We start from the raw sequence: 13,446 nt of genomic DNA on the forward strand, positions 1-13,446 counted from the left end.
CCCACGACACGAGAAGCCGGAGAGGCCGAACCGCCCATGCCGCAGCCCGCCACCTACACGATCCCCCCGCGCCTCAAGCGCACCGTCCGCCCCGAACGGGTCGCCACACCCGGCGTGGACGGGGCCGCACGCGACCCCGAGGCGTTCTGGCGCGGTGTGGAGGCGGGGGGCACCCCCGTGGTGGGCGGGGACGACGGCACGGGCCACCGGACGGTGACCTTCCTGTGGCGGGGCGGGGACGAACTCGCCGACGTCGTCCTCGTCGCGAACAAGATCGCCGACGCCGACTCCTACGAGCACAACCGCATGGAGCGGGTCCCCGGCACCGACGTGTGGCACCTGACCTACCGGATGCGCGACGACTGGCGGGCCTCCTACACGGTCGCCCCCGTGCCCGCCGACGGCGCGCCCGCACCCGAGGGGGCCCTGTCCGCGACGACCCGGCTGCGGCGCGAGCGCGCCCTCGCCGTCGCCGACCCGGAGGACCGCCCCGCCGTCGCCCGCTGGTTCGACGCCCTGGCCCACGCCGTCCCCGACCCCCTCGCCCGGGAGCGGCTGGACGCCACCGCGTCGGTGGTCTCCCTGCCCGGCGCCCCGCCCGAGCTGTGGCGTCCGTCCGGCGGACGGGTCCGCGCGGCCCGCACCGAGGGGGAGGCCCCGGCGGGGGCCGGCACGGTGACCGCGGCACGACTCACCGGCGCCGCGTTGGGCAACACCCGTACCGTGTGGGTCCACCGGCCCGTCCAGGCCCCGCCGGACGGGACCCCCTGGCCGGTCGTCGTCCTCCTGGACGGCCAGGACTGGCACACGCTGCCCCTGGCCCCGCTCCTCGACGGGCTGATCGCCGACGGAACCCTGCCCCCGGCCCTGACCGTGATGGTCGACTCCCTGGACCCCGCCACCCGGACACGTGAGCTGGCCTGCGACGACGCCTTCGTGGACTTCCTCGGGCACGAGCTCCTCCCGTGGCTCGGCGACCGCCACGACGTCACCTCCGACCCCGGGCGCACCCTCGTCGCCGGGCAGAGCCTGGGCGGACTCACCGCCCTCTACGCGGCCCACCGCGCACCGCACCGGTTCGGCCGGGTCCTGTCCCAGTCGGGCTCGTTCTGGTGGCCGAACGTCGCCGCGGCCGGCGGGGAGAGCGAGCGCATGGCGCGCCTGGTCGCCGGGGCGGACACCGTCCCCGGCCGGGTCCACCTCAGCGCGGGCCTCAACGAGTGGGCCCTGCTCGACGCCAACAGGCGCCTGCGCGACGCCCTGGCGGCGCGCGGGGCCGAACTGGGCCGGGAGCCCGGATCGGTGGTGCTCACCGAGTACAACGGCGGCCACGACCGCGCCTGCTGGCGGGCCGGGCTGCCGGACGGGCTGGTCTTCCTCACCTCCGACTGGGAGCGCCGAGGACGGTGACCGGGGGCGGCCGTGCGGAGAGCCCGTCCCTCGCCCCGCGTGCCGGGCCCGGACGGCGCGGTGCGGGACGGCCGCCCGCTCCGTGGCCGCCCCTCCGGCGCCCCGCGGAGCCGCGTCAGATCCGGACGCCCGCCCCGGCGGCCTCGCGGCGCAGCCGCGCCACGACCTCGCCCGCCGGGTCCTCCGAGGCCAGCCGGAACCCCTGGCCCGCCCAGAGGGCCATCCCCCCGGTGTCCCCGGCCCTCGCCGCGGCGGCGCGCAGCGGCTTGGTCATGTGGTGCACGTCCGGGTAGGCATAGGGCCTCTCCGGGTGCTCGGTGATGAACCGGTTGACCAGCCCCCGCGCCGGGCGCCCCGTGAACGCCCAGGTCACCGCGGTCCGGTCGAAGGCGGGGTCGGCGAGCGCCGCCTTGTGCGCGGGGTTGGCGCCGCTCTCCGGGCAGCGCAGGAACGCGGTCCCCAGCTGCGCCGCCGCCGCGCCCGCGCCGAGGACGCGGGCGATCCCCTCCCCGGTCATGAGGCCGCCGGCGGCGATCACCGGCACGTCCACCGCCGCGACCACGTCGGCCACGAGGTCGAGCAGCGGCCGGTCCCCGCCGCGGACCGGGTCGAACGACGCCCGGTGCCCGCCCGCCTCCAGGCCCTGCGCGCACACCCCGTCGGCGCCGCGCTCCACGGCGGTCCGCGCCTCCTCGGCCGTGGTCACCGTGACCACGGTGGCGGTCCCCACGGCGCGCAGCCGGGCGAGGACGGCGGCGTCGGGGCAGCCGAACGTGAACCCGGCCACCGGGACCGCGGCCTCGACCAGCAGGTCGATCTTGGCCTCCCACGCGTCGTCGTCGTGCACCGGCTCGCCGACGGCCGCCCCCTGGCGCCCGGACTCGGACCCCAGCCGCAGCCGGTGGGCCCGGACCGTCGCCGGGTCGGAGGAAGGGCCGGGCACGAACACGTTCACCCCGAAGGCCTCGGCGCCGGCCTCGCGCACCCGCCGGATCTGGTCGCGGACCGCGTCGGGCGACAGGTACCCGGCGGCGAGGTGTCCGATCCCGCCCGCGCGGTCCACGGCCGCCGCCAGGGCGGGCGTGGAGCTGCCGCCCGCCATGGGCGCCTGGACGACCGGGCGCTCCCGCAGTAGTTCCGCCAGACTCATGTGTCCCTCACTTCTCCCGGTTCTCGGATCTCCCGGATGCCGGAGAAATGCTACCGACCGGTGTTTTTCGGGAACGCGCGGACGCCCGGTGTTCGGAGCGGCGCATTTCCGAGAAAGGTGTCCCGGGTCACAACAATGGTTTTCGCGGGGATTCCCGCGCTGCTGCCGGGGCCGGGGAACGGTGGCGGGGCGCCCTTTCGAGGCTGCCCGCGGCGCGCTTGCCCGGGTGGCACCGCCCCTCCCCGAGCGGCCGGGACGCCGCCGGGATCACCCGCGCGGACCGTCCGCCTCCGGCGCGGGCTCCGCCCCCTCGGCGTGCCGCGCCGGGTCCGGAACGATCCGCGCGAGCACCGCCGACGCCACCGCCAGGAGCACGCCGACCGAGGCCAGCGCCGTCGTCGCCCGGGGCAGGCCGAACAGCTCCCACAGCCACCCGAACGACAGCGTGGTCGCCATGAGGAAGACTCCGGCGACCATCGACAGCATCGAGAACATGGTGTTGCGGTTGGCGTCGGTGAACATCGTCTGCTGCCACACGCCCGTCAGCACGCCCGCCAGCCCGATCAGGAACTCGCCCGCGACGAGGCCGGCCCACAGGGGCACGGACCCGTGCGCGGCCAGGGCCACGGGCGCGCCCACCAGGGTCGCGCACGCCGGGCCCCACAGCCGGGGGTCCCGCAGGTCCAGGAACTTCGCGCACAGGGCCCCCGCCGTCAGGGCCGCCGTCATCACCAGCAGCATCAGCCCGTTGAGCCGCACGTCGTCGCCGTGCGCGGCCACCAGCATCGGCTGCCAGGACACCACCAGGAGGGCGGTGCCCACGGCCATCGACGCCGTCAGCGCCACAAGGGGCAGGAACCGGACGCCCGCCACCAGTGAGGCCGACTCGGCGACGATGGCGAGGACCCGGCGCCCCGGCTGGCCCGGCGACGGGGGGAAGCACACCGGGCCGAGCGCCGCCAGCAGCACGAGGAGTCCGCCGCCCGCGGCGACCAGCAGGTCGGCGGGCAGCCAGGCGCCCGCCACCATGACCGAGGCCGCCCCCAGGACCGCGCCGCTCCTCCTGGCCACCTGTCCGTACCGGACCGTCCGCGCGATCCGGGCCGCCCGGTCCCGGCTGCCGATCCGGTTGACCACGAGCGCGGTGGGCGTCCCCGAGTACAGGTGGTAGCCGAACGCCCACAGGACCAGGGCCAGAGCCGTCGTGGCGAGCGCGTCGGCGAGTCCGAACGCCGCGAACCCCGCTCCCCACAAAGCCAGCCCCACCACCATGAGCCGGCGGTGCCCGTAGCGGTCGCCGAGCGCCCCGCTCGGCGCCTCGACGACCAGGCCGACCAGGTGCGCCGCGGCGAGCACCGAGCCCAGGAGCCACGGGTCCACCCCGCGCTCCAGGAGGACCGTGACGAAGACCGCGCCGAAAAGGAAATCGGCCACGGCCGCGGCCAGGACGAAAACGGAGAAACGGCGGAGGAGGGAGTTCTCCCGTAACGGCGCGACGGTCATGGCAGGTGCTTTCCTGTCAGGGGGGTCGTTCCCGTGCGTGAATTCCGGTCAAACTAACACGCGTTCACCCTGTCATCCAGCTGTTTTATCCGTAGCCGTTTCCTGTGAGAAACCGGCCAGGGCGTCCGAGAGGGCCCCCGCCAGGACCGGGACCCCCGGATGCGTGCTCCCGCGCGGCCATACCAGCCCCATCGACGACTCGGGGAGTCCGCTGACCGGCACGAACACGATGTCCTCCCGGCCGTGGTGCCGTGCGGTCGACCCGCACAGCAGCATCGCGCCCCGGCCCGCGGCGACCAGCGACAACCCCTCCTGGAGCGTGTCCACCCCGGACTCGTGCCGGATCGTCCGGCCGAGCGGGGTGACGGTCGGGGAGTGCACGCGCAGCCAGTAGTCGGGCGCTTTCCGGACCGGGACGAGCGGCACCCGCGCCATGTCCTCCACGCCGACCCGGGACCGCGAGGCCAGCGGGTGGTCCGCGGGGAGCACGAGCCGCTGCGGCTGCCGGGAGAACTCCGGCCCCACCACCAGGTCCCGCTCGCGCACGGGGAGGAGCACGACGGCGGCGTCGACCTCGCCCTCGCGCAGCGGCCCGAACGGGTCGGAGAGCGTGATCTCCACGATGTCCACCCGGGACTCGGGGTCCCGCTCCTCGAACACCCGGACGGCCGTGGCCACGGGGCCGTTCACCGACCCCTGGAAGCCGAGGCGCAGCCGGCGCCGCCCGTCCCGGGCGCGCTCGCGGGCCCCGTCCACCACCGCCGCGAGGGTGCGGTAGGCGGGTCCCAGCGCGGCGAGGAACTCCTCGCCGAACGGCGTGAGCGACACGCGGCGGCTCGTCCGGTCCACGAGGGGCGCGCCGACCCGGTTCTCCAGCGAGCGCAGCAGCTGGCTGACCCTGCTCTGCGACACGAACAGCCGCTCGCCCGCGTGGCCGAAGTGCAGCTCCTCCGCCAGGACCAGGAAGCACTCCAGCTCCCGGATCTCGATGCCCTTCACCCGGCCCCGCCCCCGCTCGTGTGCGCGCCGCCGTGGCGCCGGTCACGTCCCGGGCCGCGCACCGGGATCGATGAACCTCCCTCATGGAAGCATGAGCGGTTCGCCGTTGTTCCGGCCGCCTCCCGGGTCTTGGCTGGTGCCCATGACCACCGCGCGTACGGGGGAGACCCCCGAGGGGCAGCGTCACGAGCCCTCACCACCTGTTCCGTCCGACCAGGGCCGCCCGGCGGCCCCGCCCCCGCCTCCGTCCTCCCCGGCCCGGGGATGGGCGGCCGTCGCCGCCGTGGCCGCCGCGACCTTCACCGTGGTCACCTCCGAGATGCTGCCGGTGGGACTGCTGACACCGATGGGGGACTCGCTGGGCGTCACCGGCGGAACCGCGGGGCTCACCCTGACGATCACCGGCCTGGTGGCGGCGGCCTCCGCCCCCTTCGTCCCGGCGGCGGTCGCCCGCGCGGACCGCCGCACGGCACTCGTGGGGTTCCTGCTGCTGCTCTGCGCCGCGAACCTGGTGTCCGCCCTCGCGCCGGACTTCGCGGTGATGGTCGCCGCCAGGGTCCTGGTGGGCGTCGGCATGGGCGGGGTCTGGGCGCTGGCCGCGCCGCTCGGCCCGCGGCTGGTGCCCGGCGGGTCGGTCGGCGCGGCCACGACCGTGATCTTCGCCGGTATCGCGGTCGCGTCCGTCCTGGGGGTGCCCGTCGGCGCGTTCGTGGGCGCACTGGCCGGGTGGCGGGCGGCCTTCGCGGCGTTCGCGGGCCTGGCCCTGCTGGTGGCGGCCGCCCTGGCGCTCCTCCTCCCCGCGCTCCCACCGGAGGGGGCGGCGCGGCCCGGGGGCGCGGCGGGCCTGTTCCGCGACCCCCGTGTGGTCACCGGACTCCTGGTCACCGGGCTGCTGGTGACCGGCCACTTCGCCGCCTACACCTACGTCCGGCCGGTCCTGGCCGACGCGGCGGGCCTCGGAGCCGGGCTCATCGGCACGATGCTGCTGGTCTACGGCGTCGCCGGCGTGCTCGGCAACTTCGCGGCGGGTCCCCGGGCTGCACGGGCGCCGCGTGCCACCGTCGCGGTGATCGCGGCCCTGCTGGCCGGGTCGGTGCTGCTCGTGCCGCTCCTCGGCGGGGGCGCCGTGGCGGCCGGGGCGCTGGTGGCCGTGTGGGGGCTGGCCTACGGGGGAGTGTCGGTGAGCGTCCAGTCCTGGCTGATGGCCTCGGCGCAGGGGGAGCGCGAGACCGCCTCCGGGGTCTTCGTCGGGGTCTTCAACGCGAGCATCGCGCTGGGCGCGTTCGCGGGCGGGCGCGTCCTCGACGCGGCCGGGACCGCGCCGGTGACCTGGCTGGCCGGGGCCCTGGCCCTGGGAGCCCTGGTGGCAGCCCTGGCGGGCCGGGCCCCGTCGAACCCCCGCTGAGGGGCGGGGCGGCGGCGGGCCGCGGTCCCGCCCGGGGCCGCGGGCTCCTCGGCGGCGGGGCCTCGGGCGCGGGGTCCTCGGCGGCGGGGCCTCGGGCGCGGGGTCCCGGCCAGGCGGGTCCGACCTGCCGGGATCGACCCGGGAGGCACCGGATACGCTCGGCGCGACAAGCAGTTTCGCGGGGAGGGAACCACCATGACAGCGACCGCGGTCGTCACCGGGGCCAGCAGCGGGATCGGGGCCGCCACCGCGCGCGGACTGGCGGCGGAGGGCTACGAGGTGGTCCTCGTGGCCCGCCGCGCGGACCGCATCGAGGCGCTGGCCGACGAACTGGTCAAGGAGGGCCACAGCGCCCGCGCCCACGTCCTCGACGTCACCGACCGCCCGGCGGTGGACGCCTTCGCGGAGTCCCTGGACGCCTGCGACGTGCTGGTGAACAACGCGGGCGGCGCCATCGGCACCGAGACCGTCGCGACCGCCGATCCCGCCGACTGGCGGACCATGTACGAGGTCAACGTCATCGGCGTCCTCAACATGACGCAGGCGCTGTTGCCCAAGCTCATCGCCGGTGGCGACGGGACCGTCCTGGTGGTGTCATCGGTGGCCGGGCACGTGGCCTACGAGGGCGGCGGCGGTTACGTGGCGGCCAAGCACGGCGCCCACTCCGTCGCCGCCACGCTGCGGCTGGAGCTGTGCGGGGAGCCGGTCCGGGTGCTGGAGGTCGCCCCCGGGATGGTCATGACCGAGGAGTTCTCCCTCAACCGGCTGCGGGGGGACGCGGACAGGGCCGCGGCGGTCTACGAGGGCGTGCCCGACCCGCTGAGCGCGGAGGACGTCGCGGACACCATCGTGTGGGCGATCACCCGGCCCCCGCACGTGAACATCGACCTCATGGTGGTGCGCCCGCGTGCCCAGGCCGCCCAGCACAAGGTCCACCGCGTGAAGGGCTGACCCGGCGACCGCTGCGGCCCGGCCCCAGACCGGGGTCGGGCCGCAGCGGGTCCGGACCGGGGCCTTGATATCAACCAATGTTGAGGTTCTACGGTGGGGGTCTCGACCGATCCTCCGTGGAAGGCCCCCGCCATGACGACGCAGAACCCCTCCGACGCCGCACTCGCCGCCCAGCCGGCCGCGTACTGGACCGGGGTCGCCTACGAGTCCCTCATCGCGTTCACCCGAGCACGCCAGGCCGAACTCGGCCACACCCAGCCCCAGTTCTGGCTGCTGCGCAACCTGTCGGAGAACGACCTCTCGCCCGACGGGCAGGGGAGGACCGTTCCCGAGCTGCGCGAGGCCATGGCCTCCTACCTCAGGCCCGAGGACGACCTCGCGGCGGAGTCGGAGGTGCTGCTCGGGCGCGGCTGGCTGTCCCGCGACGGCGAGGGGCGGCTGTGGATCACGGAGGCGGGGGAGGAGGCCCGCGTCGGCCTCAAGCGGAACGCCCCGGCGATCCGCGACGCGATCCACGAGGGCATCGACGACGCCGACTACGTCACCGCGCTCAAGGTGCTCCGGCGGATGATCAGCAACACCGGCGGCGCGGTCTGAGCGGCGGGTCCGGCCGGGCCTTCCCGGGTGTGCCCGGCCAGGCGATGGGGCATGATCGGATTCCGTGGGCCGGTCGGGCCCGAGGCGTTCAGTGAAATCACGCTGTTCTTTATCGTTCGAGGCTTTTCAAGGTCGGTGTCCGGCTCTCGACAAGTGAGAGAAATGGCTGCTCGCCGCAGATGAGACGCCAGGTCATCGACTGTGCTCCCCGCGCACGCGGGGATGGACCCCTCTTCAACGACGTGATCCTGAACCACTCGAGGTGCTCCCCGCTACACGCGGGGATGGGTCACCGGCTGCAAGGGAACGGGAGAGAAGTGACAGCTGACCTCGACGCCCTCCACTCCGCCCTGGTGGAACGCCTCGACACCCCCCAGGAGATCCGCGCCGCGTTCGCCGCCCACCCCCGGCACCGCTTCATCCCCGACATGGTCTGGCCCGACGCGACCGGCCTGCCCCTGTACCGGACCGCGGACCCCGACAGGTGGGCGCGACTGGTCTACGGCACCGACGCGGTCACCACCCAGGCCAACGACGGCGGGGGCGGCCCGCGCAACGAACCGACCTCGTCCTCCTCCGCACCCCAGGTCATGGCGGACATGATCGCCGCCGCCGGAGTGGGCGAGGGGATGCGTGTCCTGGAGATCGGCACCGGTACCGGCTGGAACGCCGCGATCCTGTCCTCCCTGGTGGGGGAGAAGGGCGCGGTGACCAGTGTCGAGATCGACCCCGGGGTCGCAGCCCTGGCCAGGGAACGGCTCACCGGGACCGGCGTCACCGTCCGCACCGCCGCCGAACCGCCCACGGGCGAGGTCTACGACGCGGTCGTCGCCACCTGCGCGGCGACCCGGATACCGCGAGCCTGGCTCACCGCCGCCGCCGACGGGGCGGTGCTCGTGCTCCCCTGGAGCCCGCACCCGGCCGCGCACAGCACGCCGATCGCCGCCCTGACGGTGCGCGGGAGACGCGCGTCGGGGCCGTTCGTGCGCGAGGCGGCGTTCATGCGCGACCGCACGCAGCGGCCGGGCGACCTGCCCTTCCCCGGACTCGGACAACCACCGGCACAGGCCCCCGGCTTCCCGGTCGGTTCGGGCGAACTCATCGGTTCGGGAACGCTGACCCGGCTCATGCTCATGCTGCCCGGCGTGCGCCTGGGCACCGGGGTCCGCCCCTTCCGGGGCGGCCACGGCCGCATCGTGTGGACGGGCGCCGGACCGGCGTGGGCGTACGTGTGGCCGGACGGCACCGTGACCGGCGGCGGCGACCGCGACCTGGGCGCAGAACTGGCGGACGCCTACCGGCGGCTCCGGGAGGCGGGTCTTCCCCCGTTGGACGCCTTCACCCTGGAGGTCGACCCCGAAAGGGACTTCTGCCGGGTGTCGTGCGAGGCGGTCGGCCGACACTGGGACCACCCCGTCGCGCCCTGACGCCACCTCGAAAAGCGCGATGCGAAGATCCTGGAAGTCCTGGGCCTGTACCTGTCCGCCACCGCGTTCCTGCGCTGAGAGGATCAGCCGTGTCCACCATGCGTTCCGCCACCGAGGACGCCCCCCGGCGTCGCGTCGATGATCACCGCGCGCTGCGACTGGATGGAGCAGCGCGGATCGGAGTCCTGGCGTGAGAACGTCGACGCCTTCACCGCCCGTCTGGCAACCGCCTTCGCCCCGATCGACCAGGAGACACCGTGTTCACAGGACTGAGCGCCTTCCCCCTGACCCCGCTGGACGACGACCGCTTCGACGAGCGCGCCTACGCCGGGCTCATCGCCCGCCTGGTCCGGGCGGGCGTCGATTCGATCGGCGCGCTGGGTTCGACCGGTTCCTATGCCTACCTGGACCGTGAGGAGCGCCGCCGGGTGGCCCGCGCCGCCGTGCGCTCGGCGGGCGACACCCCGGTGATCGTCGGCATCGGAGCGCTGCGCACCTCCCATGTGCGGGCGCTGGCCCGGGACGCCCAGGAAGCCGGTGCGGCCGGTGTGCTGCTGGCCCCGATGAGCTACCAGGCGCTCACCGACGACGACGTGTTCGGGCTCTACGAGGAGGTCACCGCGGAGCTGTCGGTGCCGCTGGTGGTCTACGACAACCCGGGCACGACGCACTTCACCTTCTCGAACGAGCTGTACGCGCGCATCGCCGCGCTGCCGAAGGTGGCCGCGATCAAGATCCCTCCGGTGCCGCTGGACCCGGCCGCCGCCCGCGAGCACGTCGCCGCGGTCCGAGAGGCTGTTCCCGACCACGTGAGCATCGGCGTCTCCGGTGACGGCGCGGCCGCCACCGGTCTGAACGCCGGCTGCCGGACCTGGTTCTCCGTGCTGGGCGGCACTGTGCCCAACACGGTGTTGCCCCTGGTGAAAGCCGCTCTCAACGGTGACTCCGAGGCCGCCGTCGCCGAGTCCGATCGCCTGCGGCCGTTGTGGGAGATGTTCGCCGCCCACGGCAGCCTGCGCGTGACGGCCGCGATCGCCGAACACCTGGAGCTGGTCCCCCCGCACTGCCTGCCGCGTCCGCTCCTGGGCCTCGCCGCCGCCCAGCGGGAGCAGGTGGCCCGCCTGGTCGAGGAACTGCGCCTGGCCTGAGCCACACGGGCACGTCCACCGGGTGGGTACCGGCCCGCTGCCTCCAGAAGATGAGGGCCGTGCTCCTCGCACACGCCGGGCCGAGAGCGGGAGCGGGCGGGGACCCGGTCAGAAGACGGGGCCGGCGGTGCCGTCCGGGTCGGCGGCCTGGCATTCGGCGCAGTCGCAGTAGTTCGTCATCGACATGGAACGGCACCGGGTGCAGATCTTCCGCTTCGCCCCGGGGGCGTCGTGCTTCCAGTCGTGGTGCCCACGCCGACAGATCCCGGAGGGGCGGAGGGCGGTGTCGTCACGCGAGGAGTCCATGGCGCAACCGTAGCCCCGGCGGGCGGGCGGGGCCAGGGCGAACCGGCCCTCCCCGGCGCGGTGCCGCCGGGCACCCGGGGCATCCCGGGCATCACCGACACCCCGGACAGGCCGGAGCCCGGTGCCGCCGCGCGACGGTACCGGGCTCCGGGGTCCCGACCCGGGTCAGGCGTCCAGGTCGGTGGCCAGCATCTCCACCAGTTCGTCCAGGACCTTGTCGGAGGTCTCGGACTCCTCGGCGGCGAGGGTCACGGTCTCGCCGTGCTTCGCGCCCATCGCCATCACCGCGAGCACGCTGCGCGCGTCCACCGGGTCGCCGCCCTCGCGGGCGACGGTGACGGGCAGGCCGGACGCGTTGACGGCCTGGACGAACAGGGAGGCCGGGCGTGCGTGCAGGCCTTGGGGCGAGCCGATGGCCACGGTGCGCTGGGGCATGTCAGTCCTCGGGGAGTAGTCGTCGGCCGGGGGGAGGTCCCGGCCTGTTCACGGTTTCGGAACGTCAGAGCTGGTCGACCGGCGACAGGGGGTCGGGGTCGGCCACCACGGTGATCGAGTCGGAGGCCACGTCCCCGGGGGAGGGGACGGTCGTTCCCGGCAGGGACACCGCGGCGGTGCCCCAGGCCACGGCGTGCCGCAGCCGTTCGACGGGGGAGTCGCCCGCGCCCAGGAACCCGGCGAGGGAGCAGTCGCCCGCGCCGACCGTGCTGCGCGTGCGGACCTCGGGACCGCGTGCCCACCAGGTGTTCTCGGGGTCCACGAGTATCGCACCGTGGCCCCCCAGGGTCACCAGGGCGGAGCTGTTGCCCCACCCCAGGACCTCGCGTGCGGCGCCGACGACGTCGCCGACCGTCGGCAGCTCCCGGCCGATGAGCCCGGCCAGCTCCTCGTGGTTGGGCTTGAGCAGCGACACCGACCCGGCTCGGGCCGCCGCCTCCAGGGGCTTGCCCGAGGTGTCCAGGGCCAGCGCCACCCCGTAGGAGGCGGCGAGTTCGGCCACGCGCACGTACAGGTCGTCGGGCGCGCCGGCCGGGAGGCTGCCGCTCGCCACCACCCACTCCGGACCGGCGGACAGCTCGTCCTCCAGGGCGGCCAGGAGTGCGTCGGTCTCCCCGGGGGTCAGGGTGGGGCCGGGGGCGTTGAGCTTGGTGGTGGTGCCGTCGGTCTCGGTCACGGCGACGTTGGCCCGGGTCTCCCCGGCGATGGGGACGGTGACGCAGGGAAGGTCGCCGAGCAGGGTGACGAGTTCGGCGCCGCCGCCTCCGCCCACGGGGAGGACGGCCCTCGTGGGGACGCCCGCCACGCGCAGGGCCCTTGCGACGTTGACGCCCTTGCCGCCCGCCTGCGCACGGGTGGCCGACACCCGCAGGACTTCGCCCCGTATGAGGCGCTCGACCTCCAGGGTGTGGTCCACGCTCGGATTGGGGGTGAGGGTCAGGATCATCGGTTCTCTCTTCGAGGTGTCCGCGCCCAGCCCGGCCCGGATGTGGGACTGCCTTTGATTATGTGTGTTTGTCTGTGTATGTCAACACTATTGTGTCCGGGTTTCCGGTTCGGAGGCGGGGCGTCGGGTGCGATGTGTGGTTCGCGGCCCGGACGCCTCCAGGGGTGCTCAGATGTTCACGCTCCGCTCTCCCTGGTCAGACTGCCCGATCGGCGCGCTCCGGGCGTGGGGCTTCGGCGAGATTGCTGCGATATTGGGTAGGGGTACCCCTTGTGTGTCCCAGGCAACACGATTAAACTCACCGAAAACCACACCGAAACACAGGTGATCCAACATGTACGCGGAAGAGCGCCAGAAGGTGATCCTCGAGCGCGCCCGCCGTGACGGCCGGGTCGACGTGACGGGGCTCGCCGCGGAGTTCGACGTGACCTACGAGACCATCCGTCGCGACCTCACGGCGCTGGAGCGCCACGGTGTGCTGCGCAGGGTCCACGGTGGCGCGATCCCCGTCGAGCGGCTGGGCTTCGAGCCCACGCTCAATGTGCGCGACTCCGTGATGACAGAGGAGAAGGAGCGCATCGCCAAGGCCGCCCTGGCCGAACTCCCCGACGAGGGCGCGATCCTGCTCGACGCCGGCTCCACCACGGGACGCCTCGCCGAACAGCTTCCCGCCGACCGGGAGCTCACCGTCGTCACCAACTCCCTGTCCATAGCGCTGACGCTCACTCCGCGCACCAACATCAACCTCATGCTTCTCGGCGGCCGACTGCGCACACGCACGCAGGCGACCGTCGACGCCTGGGCACTGAGGTCCCTCGCCGAGTCCTACGTGGACGTGGCCTTCATCGCCAGCAACGGCGTCTCCGTCGAACGCGGGCTCACCACTCCCGATCCCGCCGAGGCCGAGGTCAAGCGCGCCATGATCAAGTCCGCGCGGCGCTCGGTGCTCCTCGCCGACCACACCAAGGTCGGCAACGACCACTTCGCCCGCTTCGCCGCGGTCGAGGACCTCGACCTGGTCATCACCGACACCGGGCTCGCCACAGGGCTCGCCGAAGAACTGGAGGCCTCCGGACCCCGCGTCCAGGTGGTCTGACCAGACCGGGCGC

The 13,446-nt window shown here is 74.4% G+C and carries 14 protein-coding genes; 8 read left to right on the top strand and 6 right to left on the bottom strand.

Features of this window, described 5'->3' with window-relative positions:
* Nucleotides 1-36: 36 nt before the first annotated feature.
* Complete coding sequence (gene fes, locus ACFQBR_RS25800) at nt 37-1,410, top strand: enterochelin esterase (RefSeq protein ID WP_344184580.1); 1,374 nt, start codon at nt 37-39, stop codon at nt 1,408-1,410.
* 115 nt (nt 1,411-1,525) lie between these two features.
* Here fes and ACFQBR_RS25805 read toward each other — a convergent pair whose 3' ends face one another.
* From ACFQBR_RS25805 to ACFQBR_RS25815, 3 genes are all read right to left on the bottom strand, one after another.
* Nucleotides 1,526-2,560, bottom strand: a complete 1,035-nt coding sequence (locus ACFQBR_RS25805) for a nitronate monooxygenase (RefSeq protein WP_378554641.1) — start codon at nt 2,558-2,560, stop codon at nt 1,526-1,528.
* 267 nt (nt 2,561-2,827) lie between these two features.
* Complete coding sequence (locus ACFQBR_RS25810; RefSeq protein WP_344184582.1) at nt 2,828-4,063, bottom strand: MFS transporter; 1,236 nt, start codon at nt 4,061-4,063, stop codon at nt 2,828-2,830.
* 72 nt (nt 4,064-4,135) lie between these two features.
* Nucleotides 4,136-5,062, bottom strand: coding sequence for a LysR family transcriptional regulator (locus ACFQBR_RS25815; protein WP_344184583.1), 927 nt, complete (start codon nt 5,060-5,062; stop codon nt 4,136-4,138).
* Nucleotides 5,063-5,204: 142 nt separating this feature from the next.
* Here ACFQBR_RS25815 and ACFQBR_RS25820 point away from each other — a divergent pair, with 142 nt between their 5' ends.
* The 6 genes from ACFQBR_RS25820 (at nt 5,205) to ACFQBR_RS25845 (ending at nt 10,590) form a co-directional block, all read left to right on the top strand.
* Nucleotides 5,205-6,467 (top strand): MFS transporter, encoded by a 1,263-nt coding sequence (locus tag ACFQBR_RS25820; protein WP_344184584.1) that lies wholly within the window; start codon nt 5,205-5,207, stop codon nt 6,465-6,467.
* Between the two features lie 195 nt (nt 6,468-6,662).
* Entirely contained in the window at nt 6,663-7,418 is a 756-nt protein-coding gene (locus ACFQBR_RS25825; protein WP_344185201.1) for an SDR family oxidoreductase, read from the top strand.
* A 132-nt stretch (nt 7,419-7,550) separates the two neighbouring features.
* On the top strand, nt 7,551-8,015 hold the full coding sequence (locus tag ACFQBR_RS25830; RefSeq protein WP_344185200.1) for a MarR family winged helix-turn-helix transcriptional regulator: 465 nt from the start codon (nt 7,551-7,553) through the stop codon (nt 8,013-8,015).
* 317 nt (nt 8,016-8,332) lie between these two features.
* Nucleotides 8,333-9,442, top strand: coding sequence for a methyltransferase domain-containing protein (locus ACFQBR_RS25835; RefSeq protein WP_378554645.1), 1,110 nt, complete (start codon nt 8,333-8,335; stop codon nt 9,440-9,442).
* A 138-nt stretch (nt 9,443-9,580) separates the two neighbouring features.
* Nucleotides 9,581-9,715, top strand: coding sequence for a hypothetical protein (locus ACFQBR_RS25840; RefSeq protein ID WP_344185198.1), 135 nt, complete (start codon nt 9,581-9,583; stop codon nt 9,713-9,715).
* Complete coding sequence (locus ACFQBR_RS25845; protein ID WP_344185197.1) at nt 9,700-10,590, top strand: dihydrodipicolinate synthase family protein; 891 nt, start codon at nt 9,700-9,702, stop codon at nt 10,588-10,590. Before ACFQBR_RS25840 ends, ACFQBR_RS25845 begins: the two co-directional genes overlap by 16 nt.
* 108 nt (nt 10,591-10,698) lie before the next feature.
* Here the strand turns inward: ACFQBR_RS25845 and ACFQBR_RS25850 are convergent, their stop codons facing one another.
* From ACFQBR_RS25850 to pfkB, 3 genes are all read right to left on the bottom strand, one after another.
* Nucleotides 10,699-10,896 carry a hypothetical protein gene (locus ACFQBR_RS25850; protein WP_267947898.1) on the bottom strand — a complete coding sequence of 66 codons (198 nt, stop codon included), beginning with the start codon at nt 10,894-10,896 and terminating at the stop codon, nt 10,699-10,701.
* A gap of 165 nt (nt 10,897-11,061) precedes the next feature.
* The gene (locus ACFQBR_RS25855) at nt 11,062-11,331 is read right to left on the bottom strand and encodes an HPr family phosphocarrier protein (protein WP_267947899.1); all 270 of its coding nucleotides are present in this window, start codon (nt 11,329-11,331) and stop codon (nt 11,062-11,064) included.
* Between the two features lie 64 nt (nt 11,332-11,395).
* Nucleotides 11,396-12,337 carry a 1-phosphofructokinase gene (pfkB, locus tag ACFQBR_RS25860; RefSeq protein WP_267947900.1) on the bottom strand — a complete coding sequence of 314 codons (942 nt, stop codon included), beginning with the start codon at nt 12,335-12,337 and terminating at the stop codon, nt 11,396-11,398.
* A gap of 334 nt (nt 12,338-12,671) precedes the next feature.
* On the opposite strand from pfkB, the gene ACFQBR_RS25865 reads away from it, so the two are divergent.
* Complete coding sequence (locus tag ACFQBR_RS25865; protein ID WP_267947901.1) at nt 12,672-13,433, top strand: DeoR/GlpR family DNA-binding transcription regulator; 762 nt, start codon at nt 12,672-12,674, stop codon at nt 13,431-13,433.
* Nucleotides 13,434-13,446 lie beyond the last annotated feature (13 nt).

The organism is Nocardiopsis tropica (assembly GCF_042660575.1).
Taxonomy (GTDB): Bacteria; Actinomycetota; Actinomycetes; order Streptosporangiales; family Streptosporangiaceae; genus Nocardiopsis; species Nocardiopsis tropica.

Bases quoted from the DNA above. Each gene is read 5' to 3' on its own strand.
- fes (WP_344184580.1), top strand. From the start codon at position 37: ATGCCGCAGCCCGCCACCTACACGATCCCCCCGCGCCTCAAGCGCACC.
- ACFQBR_RS25805 (WP_378554641.1), bottom strand. From the start codon at position 2,560: ATGAGTCTGGCGGAACTACTGCGGGAGCGCCCGGTCGTCCAGGCGCCC.
- ACFQBR_RS25810 (WP_344184582.1), bottom strand. From the start codon at position 4,063: ATGACCGTCGCGCCGTTACGGGAGAACTCCCTCCTCCGCCGTTTCTCC.
- ACFQBR_RS25820 (WP_344184584.1), top strand. From the start codon at position 5,205: ATGACCACCGCGCGTACGGGGGAGACCCCCGAGGGGCAGCGTCACGAG.
- ACFQBR_RS25825 (WP_344185201.1), top strand. From the start codon at position 6,663: ATGACAGCGACCGCGGTCGTCACCGGGGCCAGCAGCGGGATCGGGGCC.
- ACFQBR_RS25830 (WP_344185200.1), top strand. From the start codon at position 7,551: ATGACGACGCAGAACCCCTCCGACGCCGCACTCGCCGCCCAGCCGGCC.
- ACFQBR_RS25840 (WP_344185198.1), top strand. From the start codon at position 9,581: ATGATCACCGCGCGCTGCGACTGGATGGAGCAGCGCGGATCGGAGTCC.
- ACFQBR_RS25850 (WP_267947898.1), bottom strand. From the start codon at position 10,896: ATGGACTCCTCGCGTGACGACACCGCCCTCCGCCCCTCCGGGATCTGT.
- ACFQBR_RS25855 (WP_267947899.1), bottom strand. From the start codon at position 11,331: ATGCCCCAGCGCACCGTGGCCATCGGCTCGCCCCAAGGCCTGCACGCA.
- pfkB (WP_267947900.1), bottom strand. From the start codon at position 12,337: ATGATCCTGACCCTCACCCCCAATCCGAGCGTGGACCACACCCTGGAG.
- ACFQBR_RS25865 (WP_267947901.1), top strand. From the start codon at position 12,672: ATGTACGCGGAAGAGCGCCAGAAGGTGATCCTCGAGCGCGCCCGCCGT.